The organism is Halomonas sp. ANAO-440 (genome assembly GCF_019915905.1).
Lineage (GTDB): Bacteria > Pseudomonadota > Gammaproteobacteria > Pseudomonadales > Halomonadaceae > Halomonas > Halomonas chromatireducens.
On the sequence record NZ_JAHXBV010000017.1, the window covers coordinates 24,557 to 42,304 of the forward strand.

General features: G+C 59.3%; 15 protein-coding genes. 4 read left to right on the forward strand and 11 right to left on the reverse strand.

The window, feature by feature from the left end:
* The first annotated feature begins 11 nt into the window (after positions 1-11).
* A complete protein-coding gene (locus KZO25_RS12830) occupies positions 12-1,787 on the forward strand; it encodes an ABC transporter transmembrane domain-containing protein (protein ID WP_223137260.1) in 1,776 nt (591 codons plus the stop codon).
* A gap of 22 nt (positions 1,788-1,809) precedes the next feature.
* Here the strand turns inward: KZO25_RS12830 and KZO25_RS12835 are convergent, their stop codons facing one another.
* The 6 genes from KZO25_RS12835 to KZO25_RS12860 form a co-directional block, all read right to left on the reverse strand.
* Positions 1,810-2,781, reverse strand: a complete 972-nt coding sequence (locus KZO25_RS12835; RefSeq protein ID WP_223137261.1) for a YbgA family protein — start codon at positions 2,779-2,781, stop codon at positions 1,810-1,812.
* Positions 2,782-2,852: 71 nt separating this feature from the next.
* A complete protein-coding gene (locus KZO25_RS12840) occupies positions 2,853-4,637 on the reverse strand; it encodes a methyl-accepting chemotaxis protein (RefSeq protein ID WP_223137262.1) in 1,785 nt (594 codons plus the stop codon).
* A gap of 899 nt (positions 4,638-5,536) precedes the next feature.
* Positions 5,537-6,913: a diguanylate cyclase gene (locus KZO25_RS12845; protein ID WP_201025368.1), complete on the reverse strand. Its 1,377-nt coding sequence runs from the start codon at positions 6,911-6,913 to the stop codon at positions 5,537-5,539.
* Positions 6,914-7,705: 792 nt separating this feature from the next.
* Positions 7,706-7,987 carry a DUF503 domain-containing protein gene (locus KZO25_RS12850; RefSeq protein WP_223137263.1) on the reverse strand — a complete coding sequence of 94 codons (282 nt, stop codon included), beginning with the start codon at positions 7,985-7,987 and terminating at the stop codon, positions 7,706-7,708.
* A gap of 47 nt (positions 7,988-8,034) precedes the next feature.
* Positions 8,035-8,976, reverse strand: a complete 942-nt coding sequence (locus tag KZO25_RS12855) for a pirin family protein (RefSeq protein WP_066447076.1) — start codon at positions 8,974-8,976, stop codon at positions 8,035-8,037.
* A gap of 143 nt (positions 8,977-9,119) precedes the next feature.
* The gene (locus KZO25_RS12860) at positions 9,120-9,881 is read right to left on the reverse strand and encodes a metallophosphoesterase family protein (protein WP_223137264.1); all 762 of its coding nucleotides are present in this window, start codon (positions 9,879-9,881) and stop codon (positions 9,120-9,122) included.
* Between the two features lie 164 nt (positions 9,882-10,045).
* On the opposite strand from KZO25_RS12860, the gene KZO25_RS12865 reads away from it, so the two are divergent.
* The gene (locus tag KZO25_RS12865) at positions 10,046-10,615 is read left to right on the forward strand and encodes a hemerythrin domain-containing protein (RefSeq protein ID WP_223137265.1); all 570 of its coding nucleotides are present in this window, start codon (positions 10,046-10,048) and stop codon (positions 10,613-10,615) included.
* A 106-nt stretch (positions 10,616-10,721) separates the two neighbouring features.
* On the opposite strand, the gene KZO25_RS12870 is transcribed toward KZO25_RS12865, so the two are convergent.
* Positions 10,722-11,210, reverse strand: coding sequence for a GNAT family N-acetyltransferase (locus tag KZO25_RS12870; RefSeq protein ID WP_262488999.1), 489 nt, complete (start codon positions 11,208-11,210; stop codon positions 10,722-10,724).
* Positions 11,211-11,368: 158 nt separating this feature from the next.
* A complete protein-coding gene (locus tag KZO25_RS12875; RefSeq protein WP_223137266.1) occupies positions 11,369-12,490 on the reverse strand; it encodes an alpha/beta hydrolase in 1,122 nt (373 codons plus the stop codon).
* Between the two features lie 61 nt (positions 12,491-12,551).
* Here KZO25_RS12875 and KZO25_RS12880 point away from each other — a divergent pair, with 61 nt between their 5' ends.
* Positions 12,552-13,484: a helix-turn-helix domain-containing protein gene (locus KZO25_RS12880; protein WP_223137267.1), complete on the forward strand. Its 933-nt coding sequence runs from the start codon at positions 12,552-12,554 to the stop codon at positions 13,482-13,484.
* A 195-nt stretch (positions 13,485-13,679) separates the two neighbouring features.
* A complete protein-coding gene (locus tag KZO25_RS12885) occupies positions 13,680-13,952 on the forward strand; it encodes an NAD(P)-binding domain-containing protein (protein WP_223137268.1) in 273 nt (90 codons plus the stop codon).
* A gap of 179 nt (positions 13,953-14,131) precedes the next feature.
* On the opposite strand, the gene hutH is transcribed toward KZO25_RS12885, so the two are convergent.
* The 3 genes from hutH to pyp form a co-directional block, all read right to left on the reverse strand.
* Positions 14,132-15,703 (reverse strand): histidine ammonia-lyase, encoded by a 1,572-nt coding sequence (gene hutH, locus KZO25_RS12890; protein WP_223137269.1) that lies wholly within the window; start codon positions 15,701-15,703, stop codon positions 14,132-14,134.
* Between the two features lie 23 nt (positions 15,704-15,726).
* A complete protein-coding gene (locus tag KZO25_RS12895; RefSeq protein WP_223137270.1) occupies positions 15,727-16,860 on the reverse strand; it encodes an AMP-binding protein in 1,134 nt (377 codons plus the stop codon).
* 86 nt (positions 16,861-16,946) lie between these two features.
* Positions 16,947-17,330, reverse strand: coding sequence for a photoactive yellow protein (gene pyp, locus KZO25_RS12900; protein ID WP_066447085.1), 384 nt, complete (start codon positions 17,328-17,330; stop codon positions 16,947-16,949).
* Positions 17,331-17,748 lie beyond the last annotated feature (418 nt).

Below are 17,748 nucleotides of genomic sequence, written 5' to 3' on the forward strand. Positions count from 1 at the left end.
ACGACCCTGTCATGACCTCACGCCCCGACCCTCGTATCCTGCTACGCCTGCTCAAGCTGCTGGCGCCCTATCGTGGCCGTTTGTTCATTGCCGCCCTGGCACTGCTGGCGGCTTCGGCCAGTGTGCTGGTGCTGGGCCAGGGCCTACGCCTGGTGATCGACCAGGGCTTCCTGGCCCGCGACGGCACCCAGCTCAACCAGACGCTGGCAGCCATGCTCGCCGTCGTCAGCGTACTGGCAGCGGCCTCCGCGCTGCGCTACTACCAGGTTAGCTGGATCGGCGAACGCCTGGCCGGCGACCTGCGCCGGCAGGTCTTCGACCATCTTCTCGCCCTCGAACCGGCCTACTTCGAGAGTGCCAGCCACCGCGACCATGGCGCCGCCGAGATCGCCTCACGGCTGACCGCGGATACCAGCGTGCTGCAGACCCTGTTCGGCTCCTCGATCTCCATGGCGTTGCGCAACCTGGTGATGCTGCTGGGTGCCGTAGCGCTGATGCTGTTAACACAACCCTGGCTCTCGGCGCTGGTGCTGATCGGCATACCCGCCACCGTACTGCCGATTCTCTGGTTCGGTCGGCGCGTCCGTCGTCTCTCACGCCACAGCCAGGATCGCGTGGCCGAGCTCGGCCGCTACGCCAGCGAGGCACTCGATGGCATCCGCACGGTGCAAGCCTTCACCCATGAAGCGATCGACCGACGCGACTACGGCGAGCGCGTCGAGCAGGCCTTCGCCACCGCTGTGATTCGCACGCGACAGCGGGCCTGGCTTACCGGTGCGGCCATGATGGCGATATTCGCGGCCGTGGGGCTGATGCTGTGGCAGGGCGGGCAGGCGGTGCTGGCCGGAGAGATGAGCGCAGGGGAGCTTTCCGCCTTCGTCTTCTATGCGGTGCTTGCGGCAGGCGCAGTGGCGACCCTGGCGGAAGTGGCCGGCGACGTGCAGCGCGCCGCCGGCGCCGCCGAGCGGCTGCTCGAACTGCTCGACACCGAGCCTGGCATACGCCCACCACCTCATCCGATATCGCTGCCCACCCCGCTGCGCGGCGAGATTCGACTGGAGAGCGTGAGCTTTGCCTATCCCGGACGCGAGATACCGGCGCTCCACTCCCTCGACCTGTGTATTAGTCCCGGCGAGCGCATCGCCCTGGTAGGACCTTCCGGCGCCGGGAAGAGTACGTTGTTCGGGCTGCTGTTGCGCTTCCACGACCCCGACCACGGCCGCCTGACGCTGGATGGCATCGACCTTCGCGAACTCGACCCGAGAGCGCTGCGCGCTGCCATGGGCCTGGTGGCTCAGGAACCGGTGCTGTTCACCGGCACGGTGGCTGACAACCTGCGCTACGGCAAGGCCGACGCCTCCCTAGAAGAGCTGCGCGATGCTACCCGTGACGCCAACGCGCTGGGCTTCGTCGAAGCCCTGCCCCGAGGTTTCGACACCGACCTAGGGCCCGGCGGCGTGCAGCTCTCAGGCGGCCAGCGCCAGCGCCTGGCGATTGCCCGGGCGCTGCTCAAGGATCCGCGGGTACTGCTGCTGGATGAGGCCACCAGCGCCCTGGACGCCGAGAGCGAGCGGCTGGTGCAGCAGGCACTGGACCGGCTGATGGCCGGGCGCACCAGTTTGGTGATCGCCCACCGATTGGCCACCGTAACCGCCGCAGACCGCCTGCTGGTGTTCGACGAGGGGCAGCTCGTCGCCGCCGGCCGCCACGCCGAACTGCTCGAGCAGAGTCCGCTCTACCGTCACCTGGCGGAACTGCAGTTCGAGCGGCACAGAATGGAAGCCTGAACGTGCTCCACCATCGATACTTTCAGATGGTGTTGCGCAGGCCGAGTTCATAAGGATGAGGATTCAGATACGTCTGCTGACGAATATAGTCCGAGCCGTGGCGCTTCACGTAGTGGTTGAGCAACCGCACCGGGACGGCAAGGGGTACATGGCCAAGGCGGTACTCCTCCACCGCCTGCAGCAGATCCTGTTTGGCCGCTCTGTCGAGCTCCTGCTTCAGGTAACCCATCACGTGCATCAGCGCGTTGGCATGTGTCTTGCGCGTAGCCAGGCGTGACAGCGCTGCCATGAACCGTCGCAGGTAAGAGTGCTTGACCTGTTCCAGCGGCATGGCATGGGCTTCGCTGCCAAGGTAGCGGCCAAGGACACGATAAGACTCGACGTGATGCGCCATGAGGAGGTACTTCTGGCGGCTGTGGAACTGGATAAGGGCATGAAAATCCGTGACGCCCTCGACGTGCCGTTTCCAGTCGTCGAAGGCGAATACCCGGGAGATGAAGTTCTCGCGCAGCACGGCGTCATTCAAGCGTGCTTCTTCCTCCAGCGGAAGCTCCGGAAAATGCTCACGCAGCACGTGGACGAAGCAGCCCGAATCGGAATGGCTTGGCGTCCCGTTCTCGTCATAGACCTTGACCCGCTCGAGCCCACAGCTTGGCGAGCCCTTCATCAGGATGAAGCCGCGCAAATGACGGTGGCGTACCACGAACGCCTGTCCCACCTCTTTCAAGCGCTCGGTAACATCGAGTTCGGGATCTACCGTTCCCTTGACCCGCGGTGGCTCGCCGGGCGTACCGACCAGGCGAATGGGCTCACGCGGCACGCCGAGACCGGCTTCCAGTTCAGGGCAGAAGGGTTCAAAGGCGAAGCAGTCCTGAAGCACCTCCAGGCAGTATCGGGAGCGCTTGTGACCACCGTTGTAGCGCACCGGCTCCCCCATCAGGCAGGCGCTGATGCCCAACGGTATCGCACTCTTCGGCGAGGACGTCTCGGCCAAGGTCAAGCTCCCTTACCAGCCACATGGTTTCATGGTCGCTCCACTATGACTCTCGGGCAAGCGACTCCCGCCTAGAACGTCTCCCATTCGCTTTCGGCCGGCTGGAGCTTTTGCCGCCGGGGAGGCTCGGCTGACAAAGCGGTGGGGGCCGGCAAGCCGGCTTGTACCGGGGGTAACGAGGATGACGACGACTTCTCACCGCCAAGCACGAACGCATTGATCAGTTGGGTCAGCTTTTCTGCCCGGCTGCGCATTGCTGCCGCGGTATCGGTATTGTGGCCCACCATGGCGGCATTCTGCTGTGTCATGGTATCCATCTGACTGACGGCGGCATTGACTTCATGGATACCAAGGCTCTGCTCACGCGACCCGGCGCTGATCTCGGCGATGACATCATTGACCCTGCTGATGCTGGAATAGATCTCCTGCATGGTCATGCCAGCCTGATGAACAATATCGGTACCATGGCGGGTACGCGTCATCGATTCCTCGATCAGTGTCTTGATCTCGCGAGCCGCATCGGCCGAGCGTTGCGCCAGCGAGCGGACCTCCTGGGCCACCACCGCAAAGCCACGACCATGCTCACCGGCCCTGGCCGCCTCTACTGAGGCGTTCAGCGCCAAGATATTGGTCTGGAATGCAATGCCGTCGATAAGCGAGACAATCTCGCCGATCTGTGACGATGAGGCATTGATCTGTTCCATCGTCTCCTCGACCCGCTGCATCGATTCCTTGCCCTGCCGAGCAACCTCGGCGCTGCTTCTGACAAGCTGGTCCGCCTGCTCAGTATGCTCGGCGTTGTTCTGTACGGTGGAAGTAATCTCTTCCATAGCTGATGAGGTCTGTTGCAGGCTGGCCGCCGCCTGATCAGTGCGCGATGCCAGCTCATCGCTGCTGCGTGCAATGCTCAATGAGGCCGAGTACACATCGTTCGCCCCCGCCCTTACCTCTCCCAATGTGGCCTGAATGCGCGCCAGAAAACCATTGAACTGCCTGGCGAGCTCGCCAATCTCGTCCTTACTGTTAACGCGCAGCCGACGCGTGAGGTCGCCTTTGCCTTCTGCCACGCCCTGAGCAATCTCGTTCATGTCGGTGGCGGTCTGGCGAATCTGATGTACTGTACGGCGGGTAATCCAGATAGCAAAAACCGTGATGGATAAATTGATGACCGAGGCAATGATCCAAAGTCGTATCAGCGTTTCGATCAGGTTCTCCCTGGCCGTTGCCTCGATGACTGCCATGGCTGCATCTACACCGGTGGCGTAGACGCCGGCACCGATTACCCAGTTCCACTCGGGTATGGCAGCGGCATAGGAATATTTGGGCTCCACCACACCGCTTGCCGGATTGGGCCATTCGTACTCGTATCGGCCACCGCCCTGACGGGCGATGTCGATCATGTCGCGTATCATCCGATTGCCGTTGGCATCCTGGGTAGCCAACATGTTCCGCCCTTCCTGTTCAGGGACGGCAGGCTGTACCAGCATGGTGCCCTCATAGTCGAAGACAAAGACGTAATTATCCTCTTCAAAGCGCAAGTCGCGAAGCAGCTCGATAGCAGCCAGTCGCCCCGCCTGCGGTTCAGCGGCAGAGCGTGCCACACTATCGACCAATGTCGTGGCCACCTCAACGATACTCTCGGCGCCATGGCGGCGCGCTTCGAGCATCAGTTCACGCTGCTGGGCGAGCTGGGTACGGTTGGAATCGATACGTTCGAGGCCCTCGAGTATCAGCAGGCAGGATGAGGAAATAATTAGCGGTACCAATACCAGAAGCAGGATCTTGTTCTGCAGGTTCAGCGTCAGCAGCGACTTGAGGCTGGCAAACCTGGTCCCCTTGGATGCGTACGTTTTCATGGACGGTGCGTTCTCGCTGTGGGTGGGCGGGTTCATTGGAGTTATTGGGCTGCGCCTGTCATGAAGCCCCAAACCATCAAGCAGGACCAGTGGACCTAAGACCATCGCATCTCTGTATGTTAGAAAATATTGATCTGCATCAACCCATCACCTCCAACGCGTTTCCCATGCCCGGTCATATCTACCCTCTACGTCCGGCTTTCCAGGGGCTTGCTTCGGCAGCAGCCAGGCCGGCTTGATCTCGGCCACACTGCATGCCGGCTTGTCGAAGTTGTCGTTCCAAACCGCGAGGAAGCTATCCAGGGATAGAGGCGCGAGTGCAGAAACTAATCACACAGACCCAACCGGGTGCCTCACGTAAACACACAGCCAAAACAAAATGATCTTTATTTACTATGAACCAGCTTCCTTTCCTTGCATTAATATACCCAAACCGGCTTGATACACCGCTTGACGACGCCTAGGGTAAGTTATAAGGGGGGATAGAGTGCTTCTCAGCCCGGAGCAAATCATTGACATGTGGCTGTCGAGGTACAAAAAACCAGCAGCAGGAGCGCCAAAATTGCGTCGTCGTTGAGTCAGTCCCGAGAAAGCCAAAAAAGGAGAAAGGGAATGTCTATTCAGCAAAATGACAGAAACTGTAATCTTGTCAAGACACTGTATCACGCCGCACAGGGCGAGGCGCGCAGTCAGAGTCACGCGTCTGAAGCGAGATTGAAGTCGGACAAGTCGGCGCAGGATTTCTTTGACAATCTGTCGAAGGACTATAACGAGATTGCCTGTCAGGCACGCTTACTACTTAACAGGAAAACGTTATCACCACATACACTTGACACTTATGAGGCGAACGATGGTTAACACGCTGAATACATGGCTGCCTGCCAGGTGCCTATGATTTGCTAGGCACCGCTGTGACGCCTGGCTGCAGCATTTCTTTTCTTCGTCTGATACATCGCCCTGTCAGCGGCGTCGCAGAGCGCCATGGCGCTCTTGCCATGCTGGGGAAATGCCGCCACTCCGATACTGAGCGTAAGAGTAATGGTATGACCATTCAGCACATCGAACCGGCTCGATGCCACTAGGTCGCATAGTCGTTCCGCTGCCTCTTGGCCTGCCTCGAACGACATTTCGGGAAGAATCACCGTAAGCTCATCACCACCATAGCGAGCCAAAAAGTCTATCTTGCGCAACTTGTCCTTTATGAGATGGCTGATCTGCCTCAGCACCGCATCGCCAGCCAAGTGTCCATAGTTGTCATTGATATCCTTGAAATTGTTCAAATCAAGCCATAGCAGACTAAACGAGCGGTCATAGCGAGTGGCACGGGAGAGTTCATCCTCCAGGCGGCGGTTGAACGCACGCCGGTTGGGCAATCCCGTCAAGGCATCCTGCGTCGCCAATTCCTCCAGCTCCTGCTCCAGCCGCTTGCGTTCGGTGATATCGATGATGATTCCTTCCAGAAACTGTTCACCATCGATGGTCACCGCACGCCCCTGCTCCCAGCACCACACCAGGTCGCCATTGCGCTTGCGAAGCTGATATTCAACGGCGAAGGGCTCCCCCTGCTCAATGGCCTGATCGACCTGGACATGGAGTCGTGCAAGATATTCCGGCTGGATGAGGCTGGCCCAGGCAACGCCCCGATTAGCCACCAGTTCCTCTGGCCGGTATCCCGTGAGTTCCAGGCAGGCGCTGGATACGAACCGCATGCTCCACTGGGCATCGTTCAGGCAGCGATAGGCCATGCCCGGCAGGTTGGCAATCAGTGTCCTCAGCTCCCGTTCACGCTTCTGCAGGGCCTGCTCGGCAGCACGCCTGGCAGTGACATCACGGCCGATGGCTACCGAGCCACAAACATGGCCGTGCTCATCGGTAAGCTGCCTGGAGTCCCAGGCGATGATTTTCTCCTCACCACTCTTGGTGAGGATGCTGGTCTCAAAGCCCTGGACCTCAGCCCCCTCGCTGAGGATCTGCTGAACTTCGCGGGCAATACTGCTGCGATAGTCAGGGTCCGGATATAGCAACTGCCAGATACCGTCACTGCCCAACACCTCATCACGGCGATATCCTGAGATACGTTCGGCGGCATCGTTCCACAACGTCACCCGTGCCTCACGGTCGAGACCATTGATCCAGACGTGCGCACTCTCGATAACACTTTCCCGAAACTGGCTCAGCGCATGAAGCTCCGCTCGCTGCTGCTGATTGCGCTGCAACAGCGCTGCGTCGGCCTTCCATTCTCGTCTCAACAGGAAAAACAGTGCGACGCTGGTCACGGCCACAAATCCCAACCCTTTCGCGGACTGGGCCTGAGTGAGCCAAGATGTTCCCGCCACACGCTCACCGAGCCACCAGTCGGACACCAAAATCCATACACTGGCCAAGAGTGCATAATAGAGCGTTATTCGTGCCGCACGGCTGGCGGGCGTAGCGGGTTTGTCCATGCGTACCAGGCTTCGTGGCACCAATCATCCACGGAGCGTAGAAGCGATGCCAACATTATCGGGGCTTTCCGAGGAGTCCAGAGCCCACTTTCTTCGCGCTAGTTTGCCATTGTTTCCTATCGTGAGTAAAAAAAGATGATGGATGCTAGCAGCCTCCCTATCAGCCACATCGACTAAGGTCTCATTGCCCTGCCACTGACCGACATCGAAGCTGGTGTCCGGAAACAAGCATTTTTGAAAATAGTCCTGACAAAAAAAAGGCCCCCGAGAGGGCCCAAGTGGAGCACGCCAGCTCACTCTGTATATCGCCTTCACGGATGGCGACGTTGAAACCGGTTGCAGGCCCAAAGTGCTCAGCCTGCCTTTTCTTTTACATACGAAAAACATGCCAATACTGGAATAATTAAATAAAAAACAACAGCTTACTGGAATCGCACAGCCACCCATACCTTGCCCCGCTGCTTTGCAGCAACTTCTCCGCACCACTTGAACTCACTATCGCCCAAGCCTGCTTCAATTCCGTGCAGTTACCGCTTTAATCGCCACAATGCCGATCCTTGTTGCCCTGTCACTGGCGTGTCTGCCGCCTGGGGTTCATCCAAGTGCAAGACGACGCGATGGCAGTTACAAGGTCTGCCGGGACACGTCGAGCACGCGACCATCAACCGTGCGTTGCAGCTTCTCCTCGATCTCGCTGCATAGAGAATCCACCTTCTGCTGCGAGATGCCGGTCACCACGAAGGTCCATTCGCTCGCTTCCAGCCGGTCGCGTTCGCCGCTCTCGCATACCGCCACAGCCGGGTTGCGGCCAAAGCGCTCATGAAGTCCGCCCATACGCTGGCGCTTCTCCTTGAGGGACGCACAGCCGGGCAGTGAAAGGTTCATGGTCAGGATGGTGATGTGCATGGGAGTCCTTCCGTTGATCGCGATCGCGCTCTAGCCGGGCATTCCCACTAGACCTTCCACGGCAATGGCGCCGGCATCAACCGCTCACCCGACCATTGGGGAATGCTGCCAAAGCGCTCGCTGCCCGCCTCCCAGTCGCGCTGGGCCTCGGCGATCTCCGCCTTGCTGTGGCCGACGAAATTCCACCAGATCAGCACTTCTTCCCCCAGCGGCTCACCACCGATCAGAATGGCACGACCGCCTGCGCTCATCGACAACTCCACCTCATCGCGACCGCGGCCCAGGTAGGCCAGCTCATTGGCGACAAAGCGTTCTCCACCGATCTCGAGCTCACCGTCCAGGGGCAGTACGGCGTACTCGAAGTCATCTCGCAGTGGCAGACTGATCGTTGCGGCCCGGCTAGCCTCGAGGTCGAGCCCCACCAGCGGTGAGAACGTCAGGGGCGGCGCCCGGCGGCCGTCGAATTCACCGATAAGCAGGGTCAGCTCGACGCCGTGCGCCTGCCAGCGGGGCAGCTCCGCATAGTGATCGAAACGAGGCTCGGTATTACGGCTCGCCTCGGGCAGTGCAATCCAGAGCTGGGCAGCATGCAGGTGGCTGGCGCCGGCCACCGACTCTTCGGTATGGCTGATGCCGCGCCCCGCGGTCATCAGGTTGACCTGCCCCGGTCGTATCACCTGCTCGCTGCCCAGGCTGTCGCGGTGCAACACCTCTCCCTCGATCATCCAGGTGAAGGTCTGCAGGCCGATATGCGGGTGCGGCCCGACGCGCAGGCCAGCGCTGTCGCTCTTGAAGACCGCCGGCCCGGCATGATCGAGGAAGCACCAGGCCCCCACCAGGCGCCGCTGACGTGAGGGCAGCACGCGATTGACCGGAATACCGCCTACGTCAGCGGTGCGAGCCGAGACATGCTGAACCTGGCGTTTTCCGTCGACCAGCGGGCAATCCAGGGAGGATGAGAGGCTGCCTTCATTGACGAGATTGCTCATGGAACACTCCTTGAGGACGAAGTGAGTCTAGCTGCCGAGATGGTGTGGAGTGAAGCCTCGGCGAAACCCCGAGCGGTGATTCTCTCAGCATAGGCATCGCCTACGCTGCCCACCCGGGACTTGACCAGACATTTGGCCACCGCTCACACCTCGATGACCAGGTCCGGCACGAACAGCGGCGGCTCGAACTCACCGGGGTAGCCCCCGGGGTTGGCAACGACCCGGGTACCGGCGTACGCCATGTCCACCGGCTCGTGCACATGGCCGTGAATCCACAGGTCGGCGCACCCCATCAACCCCGGCAGATGCGAGGCGAAGGCGGGCGACAGGGCGTCACCCCGGTAGCGCGGGGGGATGCATTCGGCCAGTGGCGCATGATGGCTGATCACCACCCGCGGCCCGACGAAGGGAACGGCCAGTTCCGCCTCGAGCCAGGCCAGGGCCTCGGCGTGCAGCCGCTGGCTCTCCAGGGGACTGAAGATCTCCCCAACCGGCTGTTCGATGATGCTGAAATCCGGCATCAGCCAACGCGCTTTCTGCTCGGTCAGCGCCGGATCGTTGTCCGGCTCATCGGCGTAGAGAGCGAAGTCCGTCCATAGGGTGGTACCGTGGAAACGTACCCCGTTCAGCGTCAGCGAACGGTTGTCGAGCAGATGGATGCCCAGTCGCTCGGCTTCCTGGGCGAGGGTGTGGCGCAGCACGGGCATGCTGGTGCCGTAGAACTCGTGGTTCCCCGGCACATAGATAATCGGCTGGTCGGCAAAGCGCGCCGCGGCCCATGCCAGGCCCTCTGCCTCGCGGTGAATATCGCCGGCGAGGATAACCGCGTCGGACGCCACCTCCGGCAGCTCCCGCCCCTCGTCGAAATGTTCCAGATGCAGGTCTGACAGCACCCTGAGCCGCATGACGATCTCCTTGTTCTGCGCACCGGACGTACCTCACCCATTTCAGGTAACACCAGCATAAGCGGGAGACGAAAGGCTGCGCCAGGTTTGGCTGATGCACTAATCGACGACTATGTTGAGTTGGCCTGTTGCAAAAGGCGCAACGACTCAACGGAGGGAGTCTCATGAACGGCCAACAGACCAGCACGTCCGACGTTGTCGATATTCTTACCCACGACCACCGCGAGATGGAGGAGCTTCTCGATCAGATTCAGGCCTCGCCCGATGCCGAACAGCGCCGGGATCTCACCGACATGCTGATCGCAGAAGTGGTGCGGCATGCGGTCGCCGAGGAGATGTACCTCTACCCGGTCATGGAAAAGCGCATTCCCAATGGCACCGAGGAGGCTGAGCACGACAAGGAGGAGCACGAAGAGATCATGCAAGTGATGAAACAGCTGGAGGATGCCGACACTGCCGAGCCGGCTTTCATGGAACGCATGCATAAACTGGACGAACTATTGCGGCACCACGCCAAGGACGAGGAAGTCGACCAATTTCCCAAGCTGCGGGAACTCATCTCCGCTGAAGAGCTGATCGACTTGGGCAAGAAGATCGAGAGTGGCAAGCGCCTGGCACCCACCCGTCCTCACCCCGGTGCGCCCCACTCCGAGCTGTTCCACAAGACAGTGGGGGCAGGGGTCGGCATGATCGACCGCCTGCGTGACAAGCTCAGCGGGCGCATGACGGGTTGATATCGCTGAACCTCCGCTTCGCCCGGGCGCCTTCCGGAAAGGCGCCCGGATGTGGACGATGGCTCTGTCACTAACGGTTCACGCGTTTACCCGTCTCGGCTTAACTTCACGACGTGAGCGAATTTTTCGATGACACCTCGTCGATCTCCAGCGTCATGAATAGGCTGTTTGGGTCTGGCTGATAGCTCCCGAAAGGTGGACAGGGGGTAAATCCAAATGAGACATATAAGCGACGCGCGGCCTCAAAAAATTCCATTGAGCCTGTTTCCAGGCTTAGCCTCGAATAGCCCTGGCTGGCCGCTTCTTGGATGATGTGCTGCAACAACCGCGAGGCAACACCTTTCCGTTGGTGGGAGGCAGCAGTCCGCATGGATTTTATTTCAGCATGCGAATCAGTTATATGCTTGAGTGCGCCAAATCCGGCTAGCTCCGAGCCATCCCAAATGCTCCAGAAAGTTATACCGGGGCTACGTAGACCACTCAGATCCAGTGCATGCCGGCTTTCGGCCGGGGCCGTGTGCGCCATAGACCCGAGATGCTCTTGGAGCAGGGCAATGACTTCTGGCCCTTCTAGATTGTCAATTCGGATATTCAAGAAATTCCCCCTACCCCTGACGCCAAAAATCAGCGGCGCCAACAAAACGTACACTGGATTAACTTGTTAGGCATGTTCCCTGTGATAAGCAGGGTGGAAGCAGACCGGCTGAGCCTTGGCCCCCATTGGCTGGCCTATCTCTGGATCCCAGCTTTTCATCAGTGCTTGAACAGATGCTCCACAAACCATGAGCATTGTGCAGGCGCGGAAACGTTGAACGACTCCTCCGTATAGGCCTCGAAATGGGCGCAATCGAGAACCAACAATTTTTTCGGTTCCAGCGCCTGCTCATATGCCTTAAGCGTCAGGTCGGCGGGCGTAAGATGATCGGAGCGCCCTACCACCATCATCAGGGGCGTAGGGCCGATTTTGCCGATCCAGTCGCCCGGCTCATACTCAGTGAACAGCTCCATGGACCTGAGCGTGATCTCGTTCACCCATGCCCCACGGTGTTCATCGGACAGCCCGTAAAAGAACTCCCGGCTGTCGTCGGTGGGCAAAGCACAGGCATCCGCTGGCCCATTTCCAACAACCGGCAATCGGAGCGGAGCCTCACCACGCAAACGCCCGGCACGATCCGCTGCGAAGCCCTCACGCAGTTGCTCCCAATGATCAGAGCGCACCAGCCGCCGGGCGTTCTCCAGCCCGGAAACCAAGGGCACCTGAGACACCACGCATTTCACTCGGCGATCCTTCGCCGCAACAACCAGCACATGACCACCGGAATAGCTCGACCCCCAGACGCCGATCCGGCTAGCATCCACTGTATCCAACCCCTGAACATAGGTGATGGCATCGCGGTAGTCGCGAACCTGCTGGTCTGGATCAATCTCGCCCCGCAATTCCCCCCCGCTCTCACCCAGATTGCGATTGTCGTAAACGAGCACATTCATTCCAGCCGCCTGAAACGTCTCGGCAAAACCGCTGAGATGCATCTCCTTGGTCGCGGAAAACCCATGCGCCATCACGATACAAGGAGCAGGGTTCTGGGTCGCTTGAAAAAACCAGCCAACCAGCTCGGTTCCATCTTCGGTCTTGAAGGTTACGTTCTTCTTCATTGTTTTGTCCCTCGGTAGCAAGCAATGCGGCCAGTATTCGGTGTAGATGCGCACGATGTTTGACAGAGAGTGCGTCAAAAATTGATTTTGAGGGCAGCCGCCATCAAGCACCTCCACACGCTCAGAGCCGTTGAAGCCAAGCCGGAACGCTGGTAGGTTTTGATCAATTAGCCTGTTGATTCCTTCTGAAACTCTGGATTCCATAAGCTTGTTACAGGGCATTACGCCGCCAAACCAACCTCCCCTGGCGGCTCTGGGAAATACCCGGGATGGAGGAAGGAATATGTTGCACTGGTCATCGGCCGAGGTAGACGTCAGGCACCGGTATGACGCATGGGCCCATGCCCTGAATGCCTCTCACTTGCCGTGGGCGCTGGGGCGCCCGCGAACCGAGGCCTTCTCCGCCCAAGTGTGTTCGGTTGAAACCGGCGCGCTGAACATTGTGAATTGCCGCTGTGACCCCTGCGATGGCGCCCGCACCTCGCGACACATTCGAGCCTCAGACGATGCTCACTACGGCCTGCTCGTTGTGCGGCGGGGGCGTGAACGCGTGCGACAGGGTAGCTTCGCTGCCGAGCTGACGCCGGGTTCGATGCTGATTTGGGATTCGGGCGAAGCATGCGAGTTCGACGTACTGGAGTCGCTGGACAAGACCACACTCTTTTTCTCCAAGGACTGGCTGGATCGTATGATCGGACGTTCCGAATTACCCACGGGGGTCATGGATACGTCAGGCGGCTTTGGGGCGTTGTTCAGGAGCCGGATCCTGACGCTTGACGGCATGCTTGGGAGTGTCGATGGGGTAGCACTCGACCACTTAGGTCGGTCGCTAGCCGAGGATATCATCTACGCTGTCGGTAACCACGCCCACCGAATCGTTCCGCCTCGTGCGGCCCTCGTTGCTCGGGTGACAGCGATCATGGAGGCGGCGTTCCGTAATCCCAAGCTTTCCCCCGGTGTTATTGCCGCAAGAGCGGGGATTTCGGTGCGCTACCTGCACCAGTTGTTTCAGGATGCAGACGAGACGGTCTGCGCCCGGCTTCTTCGCTTGCGGCTCGATGCGGTGGCACATGACCTACGTGACCCCGCTCTCGCCAATGCCTCGCTCACCCAAATTGGCTTTGCCAATGGATTCGCCTCCTCCGCTCATCTGAGCCGCAGCTTCCGCAACCGCTACGGGATATCGCCAAGCCAATGGCGGCGCGACGAGTGCTAACCCCGTCGGGTTCGGCTGCAACCGCCTTCTACTACCGGACGCCCGGGTTATTGTGAAGTCAGCACTCTTGCTCGAGATATCAAGCGGTTTTCTCACTTGGCGGCCTTCCTTGCCGACATACAGTTGATGAAAAACCCATCCATTGCGCATCCTAGGGGCTCTCGCTTACCTGCCTCGCTCACCTGGAGAATCGACATGACACAGCCCCGCCTCGGCTTCGTCGGCATCGGTCTGATGGGCGACCCCATGACCCGCCGCCTGCTTGACGCCGGCTTTGCCGTTACGGTGTGGAACCGCCCCCCGGAGAAGAGCGTTGCACTGCGTGTTGCCAGTGCTACGGTGGCGGGCTCCATTGGCAAGTTGGTGGAGGGGGTGGACGTGGTGATGCTGTGCCTGGCCAATACCGCCGTGGTGGAGGGCGTGGTGTTCGGCGAAGGCGCCGCTGACGTGAGGGCAGCACCCGATTGACCGGAATACCGCTTACGTCAGCGGTGCGAGCCGAGACATGCTGAACCTGGCGTTTTCCGTCGACCAGCGGGCAATCCAGGGAGGATGAGAGGCTGCCTTCATTGACCCGTCCTTGTCACCCAGCATAAGCGGGAGCGAGAGCGTTTTGCCAGGTTGGGTAGCGCAGCGGCCCGGGCGGGTCAGCAGGCCTGAGGGTCCAGCAACGCCATCAACGAAGCCACCTCGCCCGGGTCGGAAAGCGCATGAGAAAGCCTGGCGATGTCTTCTGCCAACGGGCGATCCTGCTCAAGAGCCGGTGCATGGGTGCGAACCCAGGCACACAACGCCTGTGACGCTTGACTCAGTAAGTGCGCCCCCTTCAGCTCGGCACCCTGTACCAGCACCAACGCTTCAATCGCCAATATTTGATAGAGATAATCGATACTTGTACTGGCGCGCCTTGCCGCGATCGTACCTAGCGGGACAATATCCTGGTTATCGGCATTGGTCGGGATCGATTGGATCGAGGCCGGGATTGCCTGACTACGCAACTCAGCCACTAGCGCCGTGGCAGTCACCTGGGCCCCCATGAACCCACTATGCAAACCGGTATCGCATGGCTGCATGAAGGCGGGAAGCCCCTTGCTTTTCAGCGGGTCAGTCACCCTTGCGATGCGTCGTTCGCTATACAGGGCCATCTGGATCAGCGCATTGTTGAGATGGTCGCTGGCAAAAGCCAGGTGCTGGCCGAAAAAATTCCCGCCATGCAGGACAGTATCGTTGTCAGGAAACAGTAGCGGGTTGTCGGTCACCGCATTCAGCTCTAGCCGCACCGTCTGTGCGTGCTGCTCGACCACATCCCACACCGCCCCCAGGGCCTGTGGTGCGCAGCGTAACGTGTAGGCATCCTGGAGCAGCGGGCGGTGCTGTTCGATGCCATTTTCCATTTCAGGAAGCGGCACTAACGCTGCTTGCCACGCGGTAAGCAGTTGACTGCTTTCCGAAAGCGACCATAACCACTGATGCAATTTCCGTTGCCCCGGATGAGGACGCAGCTCCCCGATCGCCGGGTGAAACGCCTCACGGTGCCCTTCGAGGAGCTCCGTGTAGAGCAAGACCAGCAGCGTACTGAGCTTTATCGCCCGCTGTGCGCCAGTGGCATTCAAGGCGGCGATACCCACCGTGGTTGACGTGCCATTGACCAGCGAAATGGCATCTTTGCCCTGCAACAGAAGTGGCTGCCAGCCCAACTGCTGATGTGCTATCGCACTCTCCATCCACTCCCCGCCCTTAAGGCTCACTCTTCCCTCGCCGCTGAGAGCACGGGCCAAATGTGCCAGCGGGGTCAAGTCACCGCTGGCACCAACGGTGCCGCGTGACGGCACCTCAGGAATCAAATCGGCTCGAAGCCAAGCGAGCAGCCTTTCGACGAGTGCCGGATTGGCGCCGGAATGACCACGCACCAAGCTGATCGCTCGCGCAGCCATCATCGCACGGACATGAGGTCGCGACAGCGGTTCGCCGACACCACTGCACAGGTGGTAAACCAGGTTCTTCTGCAAAAGCGCCGACTGCATGGGGTCGACGTGCGTTGTCGCCAACGGACCATAGCCCGTCGTGACACCATAGATGAGCTGGCGCCGCTCGATGGCGTCGCAAAGAAATTCATGCGCCTTCTCGACGGCACGTCTATCACTCTCTGACAAAGCAAGCGCCATGTTTCCAAGCGCTATCGCCTCGACTTCATCCAGCGTCAACCGCCCGTCATGCATGGTGAACCTTCCTCGATAGATTGTTACCAATCACTGAGCTTGCCCATGGTGTTGGTTGGCAAAGCATCACCGTAGGTGACGCTGACGGGGCGCTCGGCAGCGGGCCACCTGGCAATCAGTTGCGCAATATCTTGCGCCGCTGCAGGCTCCTGACCGCTAGCCGGCACAATGAATGCCTTCAAGCGCTGCTGCGCGGTATTGCCCGTGGTACGAATGGTGCACTCCTCGACGCTCGCCAACGACAGCAATCGCTGTTTGACATAGGAAAGGCTGACATTCACGCCGCCTATCGAAACCACGCCGTCATGACGACCATTTAATGTAAATGTCGTGTCGCTGTGCCAGTCTGCCTTATCCAATAACGGAATGATGATATTGTCATCAACTCGTTTAATACTCTGATTATCATGGTGCTGCCAGTGGCACAGCAGTTGATAGGGCATGTCATGCTGCCAGCGGGTCGCCACACCGCCGGTTTCCGTGCTGCCGTATATATCGAGCAATCCCATCAGACCTTGCTTGATCAAGCGGCCGGATGTCTCTGGCGATAACGGCGCCGTGGATGAAACGCCTGCGACGTGTTCTGGCCACCCCGTGTTTGATCGCGCCAGGTAATCCCAGCGTGGAGGAACGCTAACAACGACGTCGCCAGGTGATAAAATGGGCAAGGCAACACCGCTCACGGCCTTGCGCGGCACTCCCGCCACGCAGGGGAGCGCAACGCCCAGCATGAAGCCGTAAAGATGGTGCAACGGCAGCCAACTGATGACCCGTTGCATCGACATTACCGATGCAAAATGCCGGGCCAGTGCGTTGGCCTCCGCCTCGATATGTTCCCAGCGGTGGAAATGAGCGCTGGGCGATCCGGTACTCCCTGAGGTACGGAAAGTCAGCCCTGACGTTTCAGTGATTGTTTCCGCCACGAAAGACGCCCAGTCATCAAAGCTGTATGTCATCAACAGGCGGTCTTCCAGGCCAGTTTCATACAAGCAGAAAAACTCATTGACGCAGGCAGCAAGATGCAAACGTTCGAGCGAATCAATCTCCTGTAGCTCCTGCCAGCCAGGCACTGCCTCGCCCCGATATGCGGCCAGTTCAGCGCAAAACAGGGAGTGCATTACCGCTTTGCAATCTGCCTGGGTAAGCCATTGGGTCATAGATGGATTCCTGAGAAAGGCAGACTTTAACAGCGCAAACAGCCGACCTTAGTCATGACAAAGCAACCAAGGTCAGCCTCATTTTGTTATAGCCGCTTGACAAATATCCAGTACGAATCGCCAGTAAGCGCCTTTTTCATATGCACCTTTACCTTGGTGGGTTTCATTTTATAATCAAAAATATATTCAAACATGGTATTGAGATCATTATTCTTGACCCCTTCCTTGAAGCGGCCCTGAAATTCCTTGCTCTGCGTACAAGGTGCCACATCGGTAAAGAAGTTCTTGCCGATGACGCTTTTTGGATCACGGCCGGTGATGCTACCTTCCGCGGCATTGTACTGCATGATCTTGCCGGAGGCATCGAGCTGGATGGCCCCAAATGCAAGGGAATCCAGTTTCTTGTCATCCATTTTTGCCAGCGAGTTTTCAATATCATCACTGCCGAAAGTCACTTTATCTAGTGCCATTTCCACAACTCCTGCGCCTGTCAATGGTTACTACCGTGTGGCAGAAATAGATTATATCTATAGCTATACAAAAGTCCTACAAATCTATCACAGATTAGCAGCAGCCCTTCTCCTGAGCAAGCACTGGATACAATTGCAGGAAGCCCTGCTGGCCTCGACCGGCAAGGGGAGTGCCCGGCCCCAATTGACCTGAAAGCCATACGGCCCCTCCTCGTTACAGCGGCCGTCCACCCTTGGCTCAGTGCCCTTGAACATCCCGCAACCGAGCAGTTCGACGCTGCGCTGGAACGACTCGCTCAGGCACGACTGTCTCAGCCGCTAACCGCCAAGGACAAGGTGCTGGAGACGGCCAGGGCCGTGCTGGTGCTCCGCGGTGGACTGGCCCCCCTCTATGCCCGGGGACCGACCATCGAATCGG